At 29.4% G+C, this 18,509-nt stretch carries 15 protein-coding genes; 3 read left to right on the forward strand and 12 right to left on the reverse strand.

The genetic code is table 11. From position 1 onward, the window contains the following. Window positions 1-286 precede the first annotated feature (286 nt). Window positions 287-4,600 (reverse strand): 2-hydroxyacyl-CoA dehydratase, encoded by a 4,314-nt coding sequence (locus CLOBL_RS06810; RefSeq protein WP_077858338.1) that lies wholly within the window; start codon window positions 4,598-4,600, stop codon window positions 287-289. Window positions 4,601-4,760: 160 nt separating this feature from the next. Here CLOBL_RS06810 and CLOBL_RS06815 point away from each other — a divergent pair, with 160 nt between their 5' ends. Beyond that, window positions 4,761-5,120 (forward strand): tetratricopeptide repeat protein, encoded by a 360-nt coding sequence (locus CLOBL_RS06815; RefSeq protein ID WP_009170098.1) that lies wholly within the window; start codon window positions 4,761-4,763, stop codon window positions 5,118-5,120. A gap of 1 nt (window position 5,121) precedes the next feature. Here CLOBL_RS06815 and CLOBL_RS06820 read toward each other — a convergent pair whose 3' ends face one another. The 3 genes from CLOBL_RS06820 to CLOBL_RS06830 all read right to left on the reverse strand — a co-directional run bounded on the left by CLOBL_RS06820 (window position 5,122) and on the right by CLOBL_RS06830 (window position 7,896). Beyond that, complete coding sequence (locus CLOBL_RS06820; protein ID WP_077858339.1) at window positions 5,122-5,844, reverse strand: transglutaminase-like domain-containing protein; 723 nt, start codon at window positions 5,842-5,844, stop codon at window positions 5,122-5,124. Window positions 5,845-5,980: 136 nt separating this feature from the next. Next, entirely contained in the window at window positions 5,981-6,616 is a 636-nt protein-coding gene (gene recX / locus CLOBL_RS06825; protein WP_077858340.1) for a recombination regulator RecX, read from the reverse strand. Window positions 6,617-6,654: 38 nt separating this feature from the next. After that, window positions 6,655-7,896 carry a pitrilysin family protein gene (locus tag CLOBL_RS06830; RefSeq protein ID WP_077858341.1) on the reverse strand — a complete coding sequence of 414 codons (1,242 nt, stop codon included), beginning with the start codon at window positions 7,894-7,896 and terminating at the stop codon, window positions 6,655-6,657. Window positions 7,897-8,392: 496 nt separating this feature from the next. Between CLOBL_RS06830 and CLOBL_RS06835 the strand changes: the two genes are divergently transcribed. Further along, window positions 8,393-9,064: a response regulator transcription factor gene (locus CLOBL_RS06835; protein ID WP_077858342.1), complete on the forward strand. Its 672-nt coding sequence runs from the start codon at window positions 8,393-8,395 to the stop codon at window positions 9,062-9,064. Continuing rightward, a complete protein-coding gene (locus tag CLOBL_RS06840) occupies window positions 9,064-10,575 on the forward strand; it encodes a HAMP domain-containing sensor histidine kinase (protein WP_077858343.1) in 1,512 nt (503 codons plus the stop codon). The genes CLOBL_RS06835 and CLOBL_RS06840 overlap by 1 nt, the downstream gene beginning before the upstream one ends. A gap of 9 nt (window positions 10,576-10,584) precedes the next feature. On the opposite strand, the gene CLOBL_RS06845 is transcribed toward CLOBL_RS06840, so the two are convergent. The 8 genes from CLOBL_RS06845 to CLOBL_RS06880 all read right to left on the reverse strand — a co-directional run bounded on the left by CLOBL_RS06845 (window position 10,585) and on the right by CLOBL_RS06880 (window position 18,447). Further along, window positions 10,585-11,328: an SDR family oxidoreductase gene (locus CLOBL_RS06845; RefSeq protein ID WP_077858344.1), complete on the reverse strand. Its 744-nt coding sequence runs from the start codon at window positions 11,326-11,328 to the stop codon at window positions 10,585-10,587. A 147-nt stretch (window positions 11,329-11,475) separates the two neighbouring features. Beyond that, window positions 11,476-12,417, reverse strand: coding sequence for a dipeptidase (locus CLOBL_RS06850; protein WP_179117697.1), 942 nt, complete (start codon window positions 12,415-12,417; stop codon window positions 11,476-11,478). A gap of 22 nt (window positions 12,418-12,439) precedes the next feature. Continuing rightward, window positions 12,440-13,372, reverse strand: coding sequence for a metallophosphoesterase (locus CLOBL_RS06855; protein ID WP_077858346.1), 933 nt, complete (start codon window positions 13,370-13,372; stop codon window positions 12,440-12,442). A 244-nt stretch (window positions 13,373-13,616) separates the two neighbouring features. Next, a complete protein-coding gene (locus CLOBL_RS06860) occupies window positions 13,617-14,627 on the reverse strand; it encodes an asparaginase (RefSeq protein WP_179117698.1) in 1,011 nt (336 codons plus the stop codon). 400 nt (window positions 14,628-15,027) lie between these two features. Beyond that, window positions 15,028-15,756, reverse strand: coding sequence for an amino acid ABC transporter ATP-binding protein (locus tag CLOBL_RS06865; protein WP_009170088.1), 729 nt, complete (start codon window positions 15,754-15,756; stop codon window positions 15,028-15,030). After that, on the reverse strand, window positions 15,740-16,402 hold the full coding sequence (locus CLOBL_RS06870) for an amino acid ABC transporter permease (RefSeq protein ID WP_077858348.1): 663 nt from the start codon (window positions 16,400-16,402) through the stop codon (window positions 15,740-15,742). Before CLOBL_RS06870 ends, CLOBL_RS06865 begins: the two co-directional genes overlap by 17 nt. 16 nt (window positions 16,403-16,418) lie before the next feature. Beyond that, window positions 16,419-17,201, reverse strand: a complete 783-nt coding sequence (locus CLOBL_RS06875; RefSeq protein ID WP_077858349.1) for a transporter substrate-binding domain-containing protein — start codon at window positions 17,199-17,201, stop codon at window positions 16,419-16,421. 460 nt (window positions 17,202-17,661) lie between these two features. Beyond that, entirely contained in the window at window positions 17,662-18,447 is a 786-nt protein-coding gene (locus CLOBL_RS06880; protein ID WP_077858350.1) for a transporter substrate-binding domain-containing protein, read from the reverse strand. Window positions 18,448-18,509 lie beyond the last annotated feature (62 nt).

The following is an 18,509-nucleotide window of genomic DNA, read 5'->3' on the forward strand; positions in this document are numbered from 1 at the left end:
AGTTTATTCCATAATTAACTTGCATGTAGTAAACTTGTTTTTCGCTATGTTTCCATATATCTCACTATATATACTCTGCATTTATAAATCAACTATAAAACAGTTTTATTAATCTTAAGAATGATACCTTTAAATTTTCACATTACTTAAGCAAAAATTATATGCACAATGTACAATATCTATAATATATATTTTGTACATTGTGCATTAATTTTAAATATAATTATTAAATATATTTTTTAAATATAATAAACAATTATCCATATATAAACATTCCTGTTATACTTTAGATATTATCTTCTAGCGTCAAGCCTATTTCATTTGGAAATGGATGCTTGTGCGTACTTTCTTGATGCTCCTTTTGAAGTTTAACTTCTTCTTCTAAATTCTTAAATGCAACAGATAGCATTAATTTAATTCTATTTAATTGATTTACATTTGAGGCACCTGGATCATAATCTATAGCCACTATATTAGACTTAGGATATCTTTCCTTTAATGCTTTAATCATTCCTTTTCCTGTTACATGATTAGGCAAGCAAGCAAAAGGTTGAAGGCATACTATATTGGATGCTCCACTTTCTATAAGCTCTATCATTTCAGCAGTTAAAAACCATCCTTCACCTGTTTGATTTCCAAGTGAGAGTATAGGTGATGCCATATTTGCTAGTTCTTTTATGTGTTTTGGCTTAGAGAACCTTTCACTATTTTCTAAAGCTTTTTTCATAGTTTTTCTATATGACTCTATATATATAATTGCAGCATTACTCAAATTTCTTGTCATTTTGCTGCCTGCAAGATATTTAGCTTTAAAATCAGCATCAAAAGCTGAATAGAAAAAGAAATCTAAAAGATCTGGAACAACTGCTTCCGCTCCCTCACTTTCCAAAATTCCTACTACATCATTATTAGCTGTTGGATGGAATTTAACTAAAATCTCCCCAACGACTCCAACTCTTGGTTTCTTAATATTTAATAATGGCAGATTATCAAAGTCACTAATTATTTCTTTTATATTTTTATTAAATTCTTTCTTACTTCCATTTATTAAATTAGCTTTAACTCTTTCAGCCCATTTTCTATGAAGTTCATTTGCAGATCCTTTAACTTTTTCATAAGGCCTTGTTCTATATAGAACACGCATAAATAAGTCACCATAAACCAATGACATTATTGCTCTATGAAGCAGCTTCAATGTAATCTTAAAGCCTGGCTGCTTTTCAAGACCAACCGCATTTAACGATATAATTGGAATATTTTCAAAACCAGCATGTTTTAAAGCAAGCTTTATAAAACCAATATAGTTAGTAGCTCTGCATCCCCCTCCAGTTTGAGACATTATAACTGCAGTACTATTTAAATCATATTTTCCCGATTTAAGAGCTTCAACTATCTGCCCAACAACTATTATTGAAGGATAACAGGCATCATTGTTAACATATTTTAATCCTTCATCAACAGCTTTCATATCCATTGAAGGCATGACCTCTAAATTATATCCTGCAGCTCTCGCAGCTGTTTCTATCAATTCAAAATGAATTGGTGACATTTGAGGACATAAAATTGTATGAGTTTTTCTCATCTCTGGTGTAAATACTGGATTATTATAAACTATCTTTTCTTCAACTGGTTTATAATTCTTTCTTTCTCTCTCATCCACAGCAGCTTTTAATGATCTTATTCTTATTTTAGCTGCACCTAAATTATTTCCTTCATCTATCTTTAATACTGTATATATCTTTCCTTTTGATGATATAATTTCTGAAACTTGATCTGTTGTAACAGCATCTAATCCACAGCCAAAAGAGTTTAACTGAATTATTTCTGTGCATGGCTCATCAGCTACAAAAGCTGCTGCTCTATATAATCTTGAATGATACATCCACTGATCTACAACTCTTAATTTATCCTTTAATCTTCCTAAATGAGATACACTGTCTTCAGTTAATACAGCCATATCAAAAGAAGTTATAATATCAGGAATACCATGATTTATTTCTGGATCTATATGATATGGTCTTCCACATAATACAATTCCCTTTTTATTATTTTTTCTTAAATACTCAAGGACTTCTTCACCCTTATTTCTTATATCTTGTTTATATGCTTCTCTTTCCTTACTTGCTGCTTCAACTGCTTCTTTAGCCTCATCTAGGGTAACATTAAACATCTTAAATTCGTGAGCGATTCTTTTAACAAGTTCTTTATCATTATCTAAAGATAAAAATGGTTCCATAAAGTTAATATTATTAAGCTTTAATTCATCCATATTATTTTTAATTGATTCTGGATAAGAAGTTACCATAGGACAATTATAATGATTTTGGGCCTCTTCAAATTCTTTTTTCTCATATGATATGCAAGGATAGAATATATTTTTAATTCCCCTGTTTATTAAATTCATTATATGTCCATGAGCAAGTTTAGCTGGATAACATGCTGACTCTGAAGGAATTGTTTCAATTCCAAGTTCATATATTTTTTTGTTTGAATGTGCTGAAAGCTTAACGCTGAATCCTAAGTTAGTTAACAATGTAAACCAAAATGGGTAATTTTCATACATATTTAAAACTCTAGGAATCCCTATTACTCCACGCTTTGCTTCTTCTTCTTTAAGTGGCTTATAATTAAATGTTCTCTTATATTTGTAGTCATATAAGTTTGGCAATTTATTCTCTTTAGACTTCTCTATTCCAAGTCCTCTTTCACACCTATTTCCAGAAATAAATTCTTCTTCAGTAGAAAATTTATTTATAGTTAGTAAGCAGTTATTTCCACACTTACCACATCTTCTAAACGATGATGTCATTTCAAATTTATTGATTTTCTCTTTTGGCAGCAATGTTGATTTAGTTTCTTCAACATATCTGTCCTTTGCTATAAGTGCACATCCAAAAGCTCCCATCAGTCCTGATATATCTGGCCTTATGGCTTCTCTTCCAGAAATAAGTTCAAAACTTCTAAGTACAGCTTCATTATAAAAAGTTCCACCTTGTACTATTACCTTTTCACCTATATCTTTTTCATCTCTTAACTTTATTACTTTATATAAAGCATTTTTTATAACTGAATATGAAAGTCCAGCTGAAATATCCGAAATCTCAGCGCCTTCCTTTTGTGACTGCTTAACTCTAGAATTCATAAATACAGTACATCTAGAACCCAAGTCTACTGGTGCTTTTGAACGAATTGCTTCCTTTGCAAAATCTTCAACCTTCATATCTAATGACTTAGCAAAACTTTCAATAAATGAACCGCATCCTGATGAACAAGCTTCATTTAATATTATACTATCTATTGCACCATTTTTTATTTTAATGCATTTCATATCTTGTCCACCTATGTCCAAGATAAAATCTACTCCCGGTAAGAAATAATCTGCAGCCTTGTAGTGAGCAATTGTTTCAATTTCACCAATATCTATATGAAGCGCTGCCTTAATTAAAGCTTCTCCATAACCTGTAACTGTGGAATTTACAATTTCAATGCCTTCTGGAAGCTTTTCATATAAATCTTTAATTATGTGAACAACTTTCTTTAATGGGCTTCCTTCATTACTTCCATAGAAGGAGTATAACAATTCAGAATCTTCTCCTATAAGTGCAACCTTAGTTGTTGTAGAGCCTGCATCAATACCTAAGTACGCTCGCCCCTTGTAGTTTTTAAGTTCTCCTCTTTTTACTACAGCATGGTCATGTCTATTTTTAAATTTGTTATAGTCTTCCTCTCTCTTAAATAATGGTTCAAGTCTTTGATCTGTATCATCTTTTACTTTAGAGATATGAGCAATTTTATCTGCTATTTGTTCTAAAGATGTTATTGGTTCCTTTTCTGCCAAGAGAGCAGCTCCCATTGCAACAAAAAGCTGAGAATTTTCTGGAGCAATAATTTGATCTCCACTTAAATTTAAAGTTTCTATAAATCTATTTCTTAATTCTGATAAGAAGAATAGTGGCCCTCCAAGAAAAGCTACATTTCCTCTTATAGGTTTACCGCAAGCGAGTCCACTAATAGTTTGGTTTACTACTGCTTGGAATATTGATGCTGCTATATCACTCTTTTTAGCCCCTTCATTTATTAAAGGTTGTACATCTGTTTTAGCAAAAACTCCACACCTTGAAGCTATTGGGTACAATACTGTATATTCTTTAGCATATTCGTTAAGACCCAATGCATCCGTATTTAATAGTACTGCCATTTGATCAATAAAAGCTCCGGTCCCCCCTGCACAGCTTCCATTCATTCTTTGCTCTATTCCACCTTTAAAGTATGTTATCTTGGCATCTTCTCCACCAAGCTCTATTACAACATCAGTTCGCGGAATAAATGTTTCAACTGTTTTTGAACACGCAATTACTTCTTGAACAAAACCAAGACTTAACCACTTAGATACAGATAGTCCTCCCGAACCAGTTATATTAATCTTGCAGCTAATATCTCCTAATGTTTGGTAACATTCAGTTATTAAACCAACAATAGTACTTCTTACATCTGAAAAATGCCTTTTATATTTGCTATAAATTAAACTATTATCATTATCAAGAACCGCTAATTTCACTGTTGTTGATCCTATATCTAATCCAATTTTATAATTTGTCATATTTTATTATTCACCTACTCTATTTTTTCAATACGTTTATATTGTTACTATAATCTAATATTATTTAAAAATAAGTCCATATGTATAGTTATTTAAACTATTGTCTATAATCATAAAGTATTCTAGTTAAAACTTATAATTTTGCTTTTGGAGGTTACAAATGAATTACTTTAATGAAGGAAATAAATTTTACAATAGTCAAGACTATGAGAAAGCTATTGCTTACTATAAAAAATCTGCATCTGAAAATACAAACAAAGCTTGTTCATACTATAATTGTGGAGTTTGCTTTATTAAACTAAAAAACTTTGATGATGCCATCATAATGTTAAACAAAGCAATTTCAATTAGTCATGAAAGTAAATATTTCTTTAATCTTGGTTACTGCTATGTTATGAAAGAATGCCTTGATACGGCTTTACGTCTTTTCAATCTAGCCTGGTCTATAGATCCCGCTGACAAAGACTGTGAAAAAGCCATCGATGTTATTATTTCAAAGCTCCAAAAAAAAGTAAATTAATTTATTGCCATTCCCCAGCAACTTCCTCTTCTTTATGTTGGTCAAATAAATTGGAATCAAAGTAATTTCCCCCATCATAAAATGTTGGATCTACATTTACCCATTTTCCTTCATCGCTTAAATAAACTTGATTCCATGCATGTCCTACATATTCTTCCCCATTATATGCCTGTCCACCCACTAACCTTACTTTCAAATCTGCAGCTCTCGCCATTGCTACATAAAGACATGCTTTATCAAAGCATATTCCAGTTCTACTTTTAAAAGCAGAAATTGCGCCACCTTCTGGCATTTTTTGAATATCGCTACCCTTTAATACCTCATCAGCCTTATTATCATCATATTTTATATTACTTCCCACCCAGGTATATAAAATTTTAGCTTTTTCTCTATCACTTTTCGAATTTTGAGTTAACAAAGCAGCCTCATTATTAATCTCTTCATTTGATTTTACTCCTTCATCTATGGTAATTCCATTATAAAGAATAACTTCCCTAGCTTGATCATTTTGACCTAATGTCAATTTTTTTAAAAATGTTTTAATTTCATTTTTATCAGATTTATTAGATGAATACTCTTGACTTAGACCACCGTCTGAGAACAAATTCATGATTTTAGAATTAACTATCCCACTTGGTATAACTAACATTCCAATAATTATACTTACTTGAATACAGCCTGCAACAATCCCAGCAATCACTAATCTAAATTTGTTTCCATTCATGATTTTCTCCCCCCCATCAATAAATTCTCACCCTATCATATTACCATTATAACAAAAATAATAACTTTTCGCATATAAAAGAAACTCTTCTTACTTAATTTATGTCTTCAAATATAATGTTTATAGTGCTATTTTGTTAAAATTCTTCTAAAGACATAACCTCTTTAACAACGCCATTTACAATATCGCTTGCGTATCCTTTTGAAATCAAAAATCTATATAATTTGCCAGAAATTTTATAATTATCATTTTCCGTCTTTTTTATAGTGTTTAATTTTTTCTTTGCTATATTTAGTGCTATATTCTTTTCATTTTCTTTGTTTAAATTAGATAATTCCTCTTCTATAACTTCCTTAGCTATTCCTTTTTGAATTAATGAATATTTTATTTTCTGACTTCCCATTGTTTTCAATTTATCATTTACAAATGCTTTTGCATAAGCTTTATCATTTACGAAATTATATTCTTTAAGAAATTCAATACTTTTTTCTATCGAATTATCGTCATATCCTTTTAACTTTAATTTCTCTCTTACTTCTTTTTCCGTTTTTAAATTTCGTTCAATTATTCTTAAAGCAGATTCCTTACACTTAATATAATTTTCACTTTTGGCTATGCTTTTAACTTTTTCTGCATCAATTTCTGAACTAATCTTAAGACCTTCCTTATAAACTAATTCTGCTGAAATCGAAAAGGCATATTCCCCATCCAAAAATAAATTAACTCTTTCTTTATTTCTTTTTTGAACTTCTATTTTTGTAATTTTTGACATGATATTTTTCACCTTTACTTATACTTTCAATATATATATTAATTGGATTTTAATATATGTATTGTTGGATTTTTCAAAACATTTTTCCCAACTTCATTAATTTTGATTATATTAATGTTATTTAATCTTTCCATATCCTTAACAAATTCAAATATATCCTCATCATCTAATGCTTGATGTAAAATATAATTGCATAATTCTGCCGGATCCTCCAATGTTGATATTACGGCTGTCTTATGAACCTTCTTCATAATATTTAAATCTTTGTCACCTATTTGAATCTCTCCATCAGCTACTTTCTTTAATGTCTCATCAATTGCTTTATTAGCTTCATCAATGTTTTCCTCACTTACTGCAGTATAAATATAAAGAGTTTTTATACTACTGGTTATTTCTAAGTGAGTATATATATCATAAGCTAATCCTCTCTTCTCTCGAATCTCTCTAAATAACAATGAGTTAGAACTTTCTCCTAACCTGTGGTTTAGTATTCTAAGTGGAAGTTCGTCTGATTTCTTCAATTCATTAAAAGTATATAGATAAACTATAGTACTTTGTTCTATATCTTTTTTATAACTTATTCCTACTATATTATTATTTTTTTCCTTTACTATATCTATAGGTTTAGGTTTCTCTCCTGACCATTCTTTGAATTGCTCTTCTATTAATTTTATTGCATCTTCATGACTTAAAGGTGATACCATAGTTATAATTGAATTTTTAGGTGTATAGTATTTCTTATAATAAGACATTATTTCTTTTCTGGTAAACTCCGAAACATTTTCCTCAATTCCAGTCACTTCATATTTAAGAGGACTTTTGGTAAACGCAATTCTATTTACATTTTTAAAACTAAAATCTTCTATATCATCTTTGCTCATTTTTATTTCTGAAAGTATTACCCCTCTCTCTTTTTCTATTTCTTCCTCATCAAATTCAGGGTTTATAATCATATCTCCTAATAGTTCGACTGCATTTTGTAATTCTTCTGCTAAACAGCTGATTGTATACACTGTAGCATCATAGTCTGTATAAGCATTATATTCTCCACCTAATGCTTCTAATTCTTCATTAAGCTCTTCATCACTTCTATTTACAGTCCCCTTAAATAATGTATGTTCAATAAAGTGGCTTATCCCTTTTTCTTTTATATTTTCACATAATGCTCCAACTTTAATTCCAATATTTATTGCCGCTATTTGAGTATCTTTATTTATTGTTATTACCTCTAAACCATTCTTTAAGGTATGTGTCCTTACATCAAAATTTAATTTTATCATTATTTCTCTCCTAAACTGCATATATCTAATCTTATAATTAATATACCTTATAATAATATTTATTATCTATTTTAGTTTATCATAAACTATGCCACACATAATAATATCATAATTTTTTCAATTTCTTCAATCAAAAATCATAAGTTTATATTATAATGAAAGAAATAATATTGCTAATTATACTATTATATTATAAATTAATTAATATAAACTCCTACACTGCTGGATTCTTAAATAGAGATACATAATAAATCTTGCAATGAAAATATAAAAGATTGTAAAATATGTTTTGTGGCTGTTAATAATCAAACTTAAAGTCATGCAAAATATTTTATTTGTAATATATTTGACTTATTTATAAGTTATAATCAATATTATAACTTATTCTTTAATGCTGAATCATTACTTATTTGTAATTTTTGCAATTTACCACATAAGTCTAAGTTCAAAGCTAGCTATCTAGGGGTTTAATGTATTTTGAAGGAGATGATAATTTATGAAGAAATCTATTTTAATCGTTGAAGATGAATTAAGAATAAGATTTTTACTTAGAGACTATTTACTTAAAGAAAATTTTAATGTTTATGAAGCATCAGATGGAGAAGAAGGTTTATTTGTATTCAGCACTCAAAAAATTGATTTAATCCTCTTAGATATAATGATGCCGGTTATGGATGGTTTCACAATGCTTGGTAAATTAAGAGAAGCGTCAACTGTCCCAGTTATTCTTCTTACTGCAAAAGGTGAAGAAGAAGATAAACTTCAAGGATACGATTATGGTGCTGATGATTATATTACAAAACCATTCAGTCCAAAAGTTTTAATGGCTAAAATCAAAGCTCTTTTAAAAAGGACAAGAGAAGATTTAGATTCAAGCCTTCAAGATTTTAGAGGCCTTACTATAAATAAACTTTCTCATGAAGTTAAAATAGATGGACAAGAAATAATATTATCGCCAAAAGAATACGAACTATTAACATATTTAGTTACTAATGAAGGAATTGCTTTAACCAGAGATAATATTTTAGATAATGTATGGGGTATAGATTATTATGGTGATATTCGTACTGTAGATACTAATGTTAAAAGACTTCGTGAAAAATTGTTAGATAAAGCTAATTTTATAGTTACAGTACGTGGCAGCGGCTATAAATTCGAGGTTAAATAATGAAGTATAATTTATCCAAAAGATTATTTATTATAACATTATCTCTTGTTGTAGGATTGCTGCTTATAGCATATGTTGCACAGGCTGTTTTCTTTGAAAGTTTTTATTCTTACAAAAAAACAACTTCATTAGTTAATGAAGTAAATAAATTTCATGATTTATACTCTTATCAGATAAGTAACAATCGTGATTTATATATTGCTATTCAAAAATTTGAAAATGATACTAATTCTAAAGTTATTGTTACTTCTGTAGATGGTAGTAAAGCTATATATCTTCCCAATGCTTATAATACTGATAATGAAAGCCTTAATACCCTAGCTGCTTTTGGTCAAGAATTATTAGATGATAAAGATCTAATCAATCAAGTTGTTAAATATTCTAAAACTGGATATACAAACTTTGATAACAATACTAAGATTGGAGTTATTAGTACTTTGTCCATAAATAGTTCTAATGATAGTCTTATGTTTTGTGTCTCGCCAATTCAGCCCATAAAGGAAGCTTCTGAAGTAATAAGTGAGTTTTTTATTTATCTATTCATTGGTCTAATTGTAATATCAATAATACTATCTTTGATTTATTCTAATTTAATATCTAAACCCCTTGTAAATTTAACTTATGCTGCAAATAAAATTTCTAAAATGAATTTTACTGAAGTTTGTGAAACCGAAAGAGAAGATGAGATCGGCAGCCTCGCAAAATCTCTAAGCTTTCTATCCAAAAATCTTCAAGCTGCGCTCCTCGATTTGCAGAGTAAAAATAAAAAATTAGAAGATGATATTGAAAGAGAACGGCAATTAGAAGATATGCGGAAAGACTTCATATCAAATGTCAGCCATGAACTAAAAACTCCTATTGGAATAATAGAAGGTTATGCTGAAGGACTTAAAGACGGCATAGTATCTGGTGAAGATGCCAATTTATATTTAGAAACCATAATTGATGAATCTAAAAAAATGACTGTTTTAGTTACTAATATGTTAGAGCTTTCAAAACTTGAATCTGGAATTATAAAACCAAACTTTGAATCCTTTAATATTAATAGATTAATTAACAAGATATTAAATAAACATAAACCTGATTTTGAAGAAAATAAGCTTAACATAAACTTCAATCCCGCAGTACCTTATAGCTATGTTTATGCAGACCCATTTCAAATGGAGCAGGTTTTAACTAATCTTATAACAAATGCAATTAAATATACGCCACCTAAAAATAATATTAATATAAACATTGAGGAAAAATTAGATAGATTTAAAATATCAGTACAAAATATGGGAGTCACCATCCCTGAGGAAGAAATAAGTAAGCTTTTTGATAAATTTTATAGACTAGACAGATCCAGAGAAAGAACTCAAAAGAATAGTACAGGAATAGGATTATCAATAGTAAAAAATATCCTGCACCTTCATAATAGCGAATTTAATCTGCAAAACATAAGTGGAGGAGTTGAATTCTACTTCTATCTTGAAAAAATAGTATCATCTGATGATGAAGAAGAAATATAAAACTTTCCTCTAAATGAATCCTCCATCTGCACGTATGATTTGCCCTGTAATATACGATGAATCTTCACTGCTTAAAAATACTGCAAGCTTTCCCACTTCACTTGGATCACCAAATCTTCCTAGAGGAATTTCTTCTTCTAGGGATTTTTTTTCTTCATATCCTAAAAATGAATTCATCTTCGTATTTATTACTCCTGGCGCAATACAGTTTACTCTTATATTTGATGGAGCAATCTCCTTTGCAAGAGCTTTTGTAAATAAGTTTATTCCTCCTTTTGTTGTTGAATAAAGAACTTCACATGATGCTCCTGTTTCTCCCCAAATTGAAGAAATGTTAATTATATTTCCTTGTTTCCTTGAAATCATATACTTCAACACATGCTTTGTTAAATACATAGATCCTAATAAATTAGTATTTACAATCTCGCTTATTTCATCTTCAGTAGAGTCCATAAATAAACCTATTTTACTTATGCCTGCATTATTTATTAAAATATCAATTCTTCCCATTGCAGCTATAACTTCATTAACGATAGTTTCACAATTTTTAAAAGATGAAATATTTCCTTTTACTATAATTCCATACCCACCCGCTTTTTTAATTTCTTCTAAAGTTTCTCTAGCTCCATCGTCATCCTTTGAATAATTTATTACTACACTTGCTCCCTCCTTTGCAAGTTCTATTGCTATAGCCCTTCCAATACCCCTTGATGCTCCTGTAATCAGTGCTACCTTACCACTCAATTTATTCATAATTCTCCTTAGTGAGATATCTATCTACTAAGAGTTCACCACCTATCAAACTTTTTTACTTAATTAATTTTATATACATATTTATCTTCTTATACTTTTTCTTTCTTCTTCATCATAAATAATTATATACTTTAAAAATACTCAATATTATTTTAACGTCTCTTCAAAAACTCTAAGGGAGTTCTTGTAAAATAATTTTTCTATTTCTGCTTCCTTAAAATCATTTTCTTTAAGAGCTGCGTGCAACTTATCAAATTCTGAGGCATTCTTTATTTCCACTTCATTTTTTATTCCATCAAAATCACTGCCAATAGCTAGAACATCAATTCCACCTATATTTCTTATGTGATTTATGTGAAAAACCATATCTTCTATTGAAGATACACTTTTATCACCTAAGAAATCGGCGCAAAAATTCAAACCCATTACACCACCTTTTTCAGCTAATAATTTTATCATATCATCACTTAGATTTCTAGGATGATTTGTTATTGCTCTTGCATTAGAGTGAGATGCTATAAATGGCTTTTTGCAAACTCTAATTAAATCATAAAATCCAGCATCAGATAAATGCGATGAGTCTGGAATTATGCCTAAGCTTTCACATTTATCAATTACTTCAAGCCCTGTTTCAGTTAAATGTTCATTCTTATTAATAAATTCTACATTAGGATAACCCAATTCATTTTTATAATTCCAGGTAATTGTTAATATTCTTATCCCCATTTTATATACTTTTTCTAAAAGCTCTGTATTTCCCTTAACAACTTCCCCCCCTTCAATTGAAAGAAAAGCACCTATTTTACCATCCCTTTGTGCAGAAAATAATTCTTTATTATTTCTCACAATTTCTATTTCTTTAGAGTTCTTTTCGATTTCTTTCGTGAATCTATCATATAAATTAATAAACTCATCATACGGATCATCATTTAATTTTTTATCTATAAAAAAAGCAAATACCTGCCCTAAGTTTCTCCCTACTTTTAAATTTTCAATGTTAACCTTACACAATTTATTTCTAAGGTTCAAATTTTCATAAAATATTCTTCCTGCTGTATCACAATGCAAATCTATATACATCTTTTTCATTCCCCCATGTCAAAAATTCTCCCTATAGAGTTTTTGCATAATCCAAATATTTTTGTATTCTTTCTGGTCCTCCGGTTATACTCCTTGTAATATATAAAATATCATAATTACCTACTTCTATCTCCCATTTAATTAGTGAAATTTCTCCATTTATAATTTCAATGCAGGTTATTGCTGATGGAAATACGCAGCACCCATCATTAAAATAAATTCCTTCGTCAGGTTCTGGAAATATATCATTATGAGTATGCCCGCAGATAATTACCTTTTTTTCTTCTCGCGCGAGTCTTCCTAGTATATCGTCTATCTTGCTTCCCTTATCATAATTACTAGCAGGACTAATTGGCGATTTAAAGCCAGCGACTCCTTCCATGAACCTCCATACATATCTAACCAGAAATCTGCTAGTCTTCCACATATCACAATTTATTATATCAACCTGATGTCCATGAAATGCAATTATATCATCATTATAAGGTATATATCTAAGTATGATCCCCTCATAAAAATCTATTCTGCTGTATAAACTAATCATTTCACGTCCAAATCCATGTCCCATATCTTCAAAAATCTTTTCTTGATCATCCATAAATTGTTGATTTGATTTAACTATATCATGATTTCCAAATACCAAATATAATCTATTATCATCATAAAATCTATTCATCAATGCAAAAATATCCTTATACGTATATGCTATATCCAGACAATTTTTATTTTTCCATAGTTCATCACCATCTCCTAATTCAATTAAAGTATATCCGTTTTGATAATAAAATCCAAGAGCAGCTTTGTAGATATTCCTGTTTTGTCTTAATGAATCTGCATATCCTCCGTCTCCCCTATGAACATCACTTATTATCACTATTTTTGAGTTGTCATCAAATTCAACTAATTTTCCCTCATTTATTAATCTCCTAATAAAATCTTTACTTTTAGTACAATGTTCACTCATTATATTAATCCTATAAAACTACATTAATTTCATAATATTATATGATTCTTAGCCAATAGGTGACAATTTACATTTTTTAAACATTTTATCTGGTATATTGTGGCAAATTCCTGTTACTTTCTATATTTATACTAAAAATATGATCACAAAATTAAGCACATATTAATTCAAAGAAATGAAATAATTGTTTAAAAACAATTATTTACTTATCCTCTGCCAATATGTGCTTAATTTAAATATACTTTTAGTACTCTGCAAAAATTTTTCCTATTTCAGAATAATCCTTTGTTTTAGTCAATGCTAAAGAAAGCAGTATTCTAGCTTTTTGAGGTGATAATGTATAACTCGGAATACAGTTTGAATATTTATCTACATTTGAATCCTTTAATATAATTCCGCTTCCTATTCTTGAAGATCTCACAACAGGAATTCCTTTATTCTCTAACTCTTTAATCTCATCCAGCCACTTTGAACTAAAAGTTCCACTTCCAGCTCCTGCTATTACTATTCCCTCACATCTTTGAGCAAAATAATCGATAATTGAAGGATCAGCATCAATATTAAAATATGCAATAGAAACCTGTGGTAATTTACTTAATTTTGAAATATCAAATTCCGAATATACCGTATGTGGCTTTACAGACTTATTAAAAAAATAAGGAATGTTATCTCTCATGTACCCAAGACATCCAAATTCTATGGAACTAAATGCATTGGTTTTAAAAGTATTTACCTTTTGAACGTTTCGTCCACTATAAATCCCATCAGAAAATACAACCATACATCCCTGCCCTATTGATAAATCACTGGCTGCAAGTGCCACTGATTGATATAAATTCAAGGGTCCATCAGCACTTGTGGCAGTAGAAGGCCTCATTGCACCTGTCACTACCACAGGCTTGTTAGTTTTAACTGTTAAATCCAAAAAATATGCTGTTTCTTCTAATGTATCAGTACCATGAGTTATTACAAAACCATCGATATCATCTTGTTTTGAAAGTTCATTTATTTTATTTGCAAGTGTTAACCAATGATTAATAGTTATATCATTACTATCTACATTCGCTATTTGTTGACCATATATATTAGCTATTTTATCAAGATTAGAAACACTTCTAATTAATGTCTGTATATCCAAATTACCTGCCTGATAATTTGTTGTTTTTCCTTCTTCTCCTGTGCCTGCAATAGTACCTCCAGTAGCTAAAATAACTATATTTTTAAGATTAGAATTATTCTTATTAATTAACAACACGTCTTCCTCCTCTGACATTTTTATATAAATTTTGGTTATTAACTGCTTTTTATTTTGAAAGTCCACTCATATCCATTAAATTAATTTCTCATCGTATCTCACTATCTCTCTTTTCCTATAAATAAACTTATCCTCTTTCACGCCAAATTATAACTACCAATATTTATATACTAGCATATATATGTTGCAATTGAAAATTTTCAATGTGAAATTGATAATTATTGTAAACTGTGCATTGCAAACTGCAATATATATTTAAATATTTTACAGCGATATATCTTTTTCATATTAAAAAATTCTGTTATAAATATTATATAAACAAAGCATTGTTTATATAATTTCATTTACATTAGAAATTTAAACAATGCTTTTATCTTAGGCATTTTAACTATGCCTCATATTAATTATTAATTACTTTATCCAAGAATTCCTTGCATCTTTCACTTGTAGGAGCTGTAAATATTTCTTTTGGATCTCCTTCTTCTACAATATATCCTTGATCCATAAATATAACTCTATCAGATACCTCTTTAGCAAAGTTCATTTCATGAGTTACAACAACCATAGTCATTCCTTCTTGTGCTAAATCCTTCATAACTTTTAATACTTCTCCAACCATTTCAGGATCTAGTGCTGAAGTTGGTTCATCAAATAGCATTATTTTAGGATTCATTTCAAGAGCTCTGGCAATTGCTACTCTTTGCTTTTGTCCTCCTGATAATGTATCTGGATAAACATCTTTTTTATCCTTCAAACCAACCTTATCTAATAAATTTAGAGCTTTTTCAGTTGCTTCACTTCTATTCATCTTTTTTAATTCTAATGGTGCAAGCAACATATTTTCAAGGACTGTTAAATGAGGAAATAAATTAAAGGATTGAAACACCATTCCTATTTCTTCTCTTAACTTATTTATATCTTTATTATTTACAAGCTCTTGTCCTAGTATTGTTATACTACCAGCTTGAATTTCTTCTAAACCATTTAGACACCTTAAGAATGTACTCTTTCCTGAACCCGAAGGTCCTATGATACAAAGAACTTCTCCTTCTGTTACATTTACAGATATATCTTTAAGAACTTCTAATTGTCCATAACGTTTCTTTAAATTCTTAGCGCTTATTACCATAGTTAATTTTCCTTTCTATATAACTTGATACTAAAGTTAGTATTGTAATTACTATAAAATACATACATGCTACAATTGCATACATTTGAAGTGCTTTAAAGTTTCTTGCAATTATAATTTGTCCAGATGATGTAAGTTCTCTTATACTTATAACCGTCAAGATTGATGTATCCTTTAGTGTAACAATAAATTGATTCAATATAGATGGAATCATGATTTTAACTGCTTGAGGCAAAATAACCTTTCTCATAGCTTTAAAATAGCTAAGCCCTAAACATCTTGCAGCTTCCATTTGACCTTTGTCTACTGCTTGAATTCCGCCTCTGAAAATTTCAGCCATATAAGCTGTTGCATTTACTGTAAGGGTTATTATACCTGCTACCATAGGATCAAATCTTATACCTAGTGCTTGTCCAACTCCAAAGTATAAAAATAAAGCTTGAACCATAAGTGGTGTTCCACGAACCATATAGATGTATATTGTCGATATACCTTTTAATATTTTTGAATTACTTATACTGAATATACCTAAAACTATTCCTAATATTACAGCTAATATTAATGATATAACTGCAACTTCTATTGTTACCGAAAGCCCACTTAGTAAGCTAGGAAGGCTATCTTTTAGTAATTGAAAGATTTCCATATTTCATTTCTCCTTACTATTTTCCTATATATTGACCAACTATTTGATCATATTTTCCATTTTCTTTTATTTTCTTAAGACCTTCATTAAATTTATTTAATAAGTCTGTATTTTCACCTTTTTTTACTGCAAATCCATAATCGACAGTATCTAATTTATCTCCAACAATTTTTAGTTTTGAATCACCGTCAACTTTAATTTTATATGCGATAACTGGATAATCCTCTAACAAGAAATCATCATTTCCATTTTCCACCGCCTGGAACATTGATGGCGAATCTTCAAAATAATTTAATTTCAATCCGTATTTAGCTTCATTGTCTTCAGCAAATTTCGCTCCTGCTGTCCCTTTTTTGACTGAAACACTTTTTCCATTTAAATCATTTATGCTATTAATTGAATTATTATCTTTATTAGCTACTATTGATAACCCTGATACAAAGTATCCGTCTGAAAAATCCAAAGTTTGTTTTCTTTCATCAGTTATAGTCATCGCTGATATAGCTCCATCTAATTGATTAGATGTAAGTCCAGGAATTATTCCGTTAAAATCCATTGGTTTTAGATCGTAATCAAAATTTTCTTCTTTAGCAACTTCCTCTAAGATTTCTACATCTATACCTTTATATTTACCATTTTCCTCAAATGAAAATGGTGCAAACTTAGAGTCACATGCGATTACATATTTTTTGTTTCCCGCATCTGCTTTTGTATCTCCTTTAGATGCACCGCAGCCAGCCAATAATCCTACCGACATTGCTGATGCTAATAAAATATTCACTAATACTTTTCTATTCATCGTTAATTTGCCCCTTTGCAATTTATTTAATTAAACTAAAATATTAATTTATTGCATATTTATTAATCTAATACCCCTGCAACAAATTTCTCATAATCTTTATATCTTTCATTATGAAACTTATTATATAGTTCAATTCAAAAACTGTCAATAAGGCTATATTCTTATTATATATAATTCTTTCTGTTTACAACTCCATGCTTTCCCATTATGACAAAGTTTCAAAGTCACTTAACTTGTATTAAAATTAATTTATAATCTCAGATATACATACTCAATTATGAATCAAGATGCATATCTTCCTTCATTTTTATCTTTTTATGCAAGTTGCTTAAATATCCCAATTTCATAATATAAAATGTTATATTATACAACAAAGAGTTATAAATGAGAAATCCATCTCAAACTTATAACTCTTTATGATAATTAAAACATGAATCTTACTTTCAAATAAGTTCGTCTATTTTGCGATATATTGACCAACTATTTTATCATATTCTCCATTATCCTTTAATTTCTTAAGGCCTTCATTAAACTTCTTTAATAAATCTGCATTTTCACCTTTTTTAACTGCAAATCCATAATCAACATTAGTTAATTTATCTCCTGCAATTTTTAGCTTAGAATCTGGATCAACTTTAATCTTATAAGCGATAACAGGATAATCTTCTAATAGGAAATCACAATTCTTGTTTTCAACTGCTTGGAACATTGATGGAGAATCATCAAAATAATTTAATTTTAATCCATACTTGGATTCATTGTCTTCAGCAAATTGTGCTCCTGCTGTACCTTTCTTAAGTGATGCACTTTTTCCATTCAAATCAGCTACACTCTTAATATCATTATTATCCTTATTAACAACTAGTGATAATCCTGATTGGAAGTATCCATCTGAAAAATCTAATGTTTGTTTTCTTTCATCTGTAATACTCATACCAGCTATAGCACCATCTAATTGATTAGATGTAATACCTGGAATTATTCCATTAAAGTCCATTGGCTTTAAATCATAATCAAAATTTTCTTCTTTAGCAATTGCAGCTAAAAGTTCTACATCGATTCCTTTATACTTTCCATCCTCCTCAAAAGAGAATGGTGCATATTTTGCATCACATGCAATTACATATTTCTTATTTCCATCACCGCCATTTGATGAATCCTTTTTTGCTGCTCCACACCCTGCTAATACACTTACTGACATTACTGATGCTAGCAAAATTCCTATTAATGTTTTTTTGTTCATTTATTAATCCCCCTTAAATAATTTTAAGCTCGCAGTATATCTGCATTTTTAAAACATTATTT

The sequence above is a fragment of the Clostridium sp. BL-8 genome (assembly GCF_002006495.1).
Lineage (GTDB): Bacteria > Bacillota > Clostridia > Clostridiales > Clostridiaceae > Clostridium.

Excerpts from the sequence above, each read along its gene's own strand:
- CLOBL_RS06810 (WP_077858338.1), bottom strand. The coding sequence starts at position 4,600 with ATGACAAATTATAAAATTGGATTAGATATAGGATCAACAACAGTGAAA.
- CLOBL_RS06875 (WP_077858349.1), bottom strand. The coding sequence starts at position 17,201 with ATGAATAGAAAAGTATTAGTGAATATTTTATTAGCATCAGCAATGTCG.
- CLOBL_RS06840 (WP_077858343.1), top strand. The coding sequence starts at position 9,064 with ATGAAGTATAATTTATCCAAAAGATTATTTATTATAACATTATCTCTT.
- CLOBL_RS06820 (WP_077858339.1), bottom strand. The coding sequence starts at position 5,844 with ATGAATGGAAACAAATTTAGATTAGTGATTGCTGGGATTGTTGCAGGC.
- recX (WP_077858340.1), bottom strand. The coding sequence starts at position 6,616 with ATGTCAAAAATTACAAAAATAGAAGTTCAAAAAAGAAATAAAGAAAGA.
- CLOBL_RS06880 (WP_077858350.1), bottom strand. The coding sequence starts at position 18,447 with ATGAACAAAAAAACATTAATAGGAATTTTGCTAGCATCAGTAATGTCA.
- CLOBL_RS06850 (WP_179117697.1), bottom strand. The coding sequence starts at position 12,417 with ATGAAAAAGATGTATATAGATTTGCATTGTGATACAGCAGGAAGAATA.
- CLOBL_RS06845 (WP_077858344.1), bottom strand. The coding sequence starts at position 11,328 with ATGAATAAATTGAGTGGTAAGGTAGCACTGATTACAGGAGCATCAAGG.
- CLOBL_RS06835 (WP_077858342.1), top strand. The coding sequence starts at position 8,393 with ATGAAGAAATCTATTTTAATCGTTGAAGATGAATTAAGAATAAGATTT.
- CLOBL_RS06815 (WP_009170098.1), top strand. The coding sequence starts at position 4,761 with ATGAATTACTTTAATGAAGGAAATAAATTTTACAATAGTCAAGACTAT.
- CLOBL_RS06870 (WP_077858348.1), bottom strand. The coding sequence starts at position 16,402 with ATGGAAATCTTTCAATTACTAAAAGATAGCCTTCCTAGCTTACTAAGT.
- CLOBL_RS06830 (WP_077858341.1), bottom strand. The coding sequence starts at position 7,896 with ATGATAAAATTAAATTTTGATGTAAGGACACATACCTTAAAGAATGGT.
- CLOBL_RS06865 (WP_009170088.1), bottom strand. The coding sequence starts at position 15,756 with ATGGTAATAAGCGCTAAGAATTTAAAGAAACGTTATGGACAATTAGAA.
- CLOBL_RS06855 (WP_077858346.1), bottom strand. The coding sequence starts at position 13,372 with ATGAGTGAACATTGTACTAAAAGTAAAGATTTTATTAGGAGATTAATA.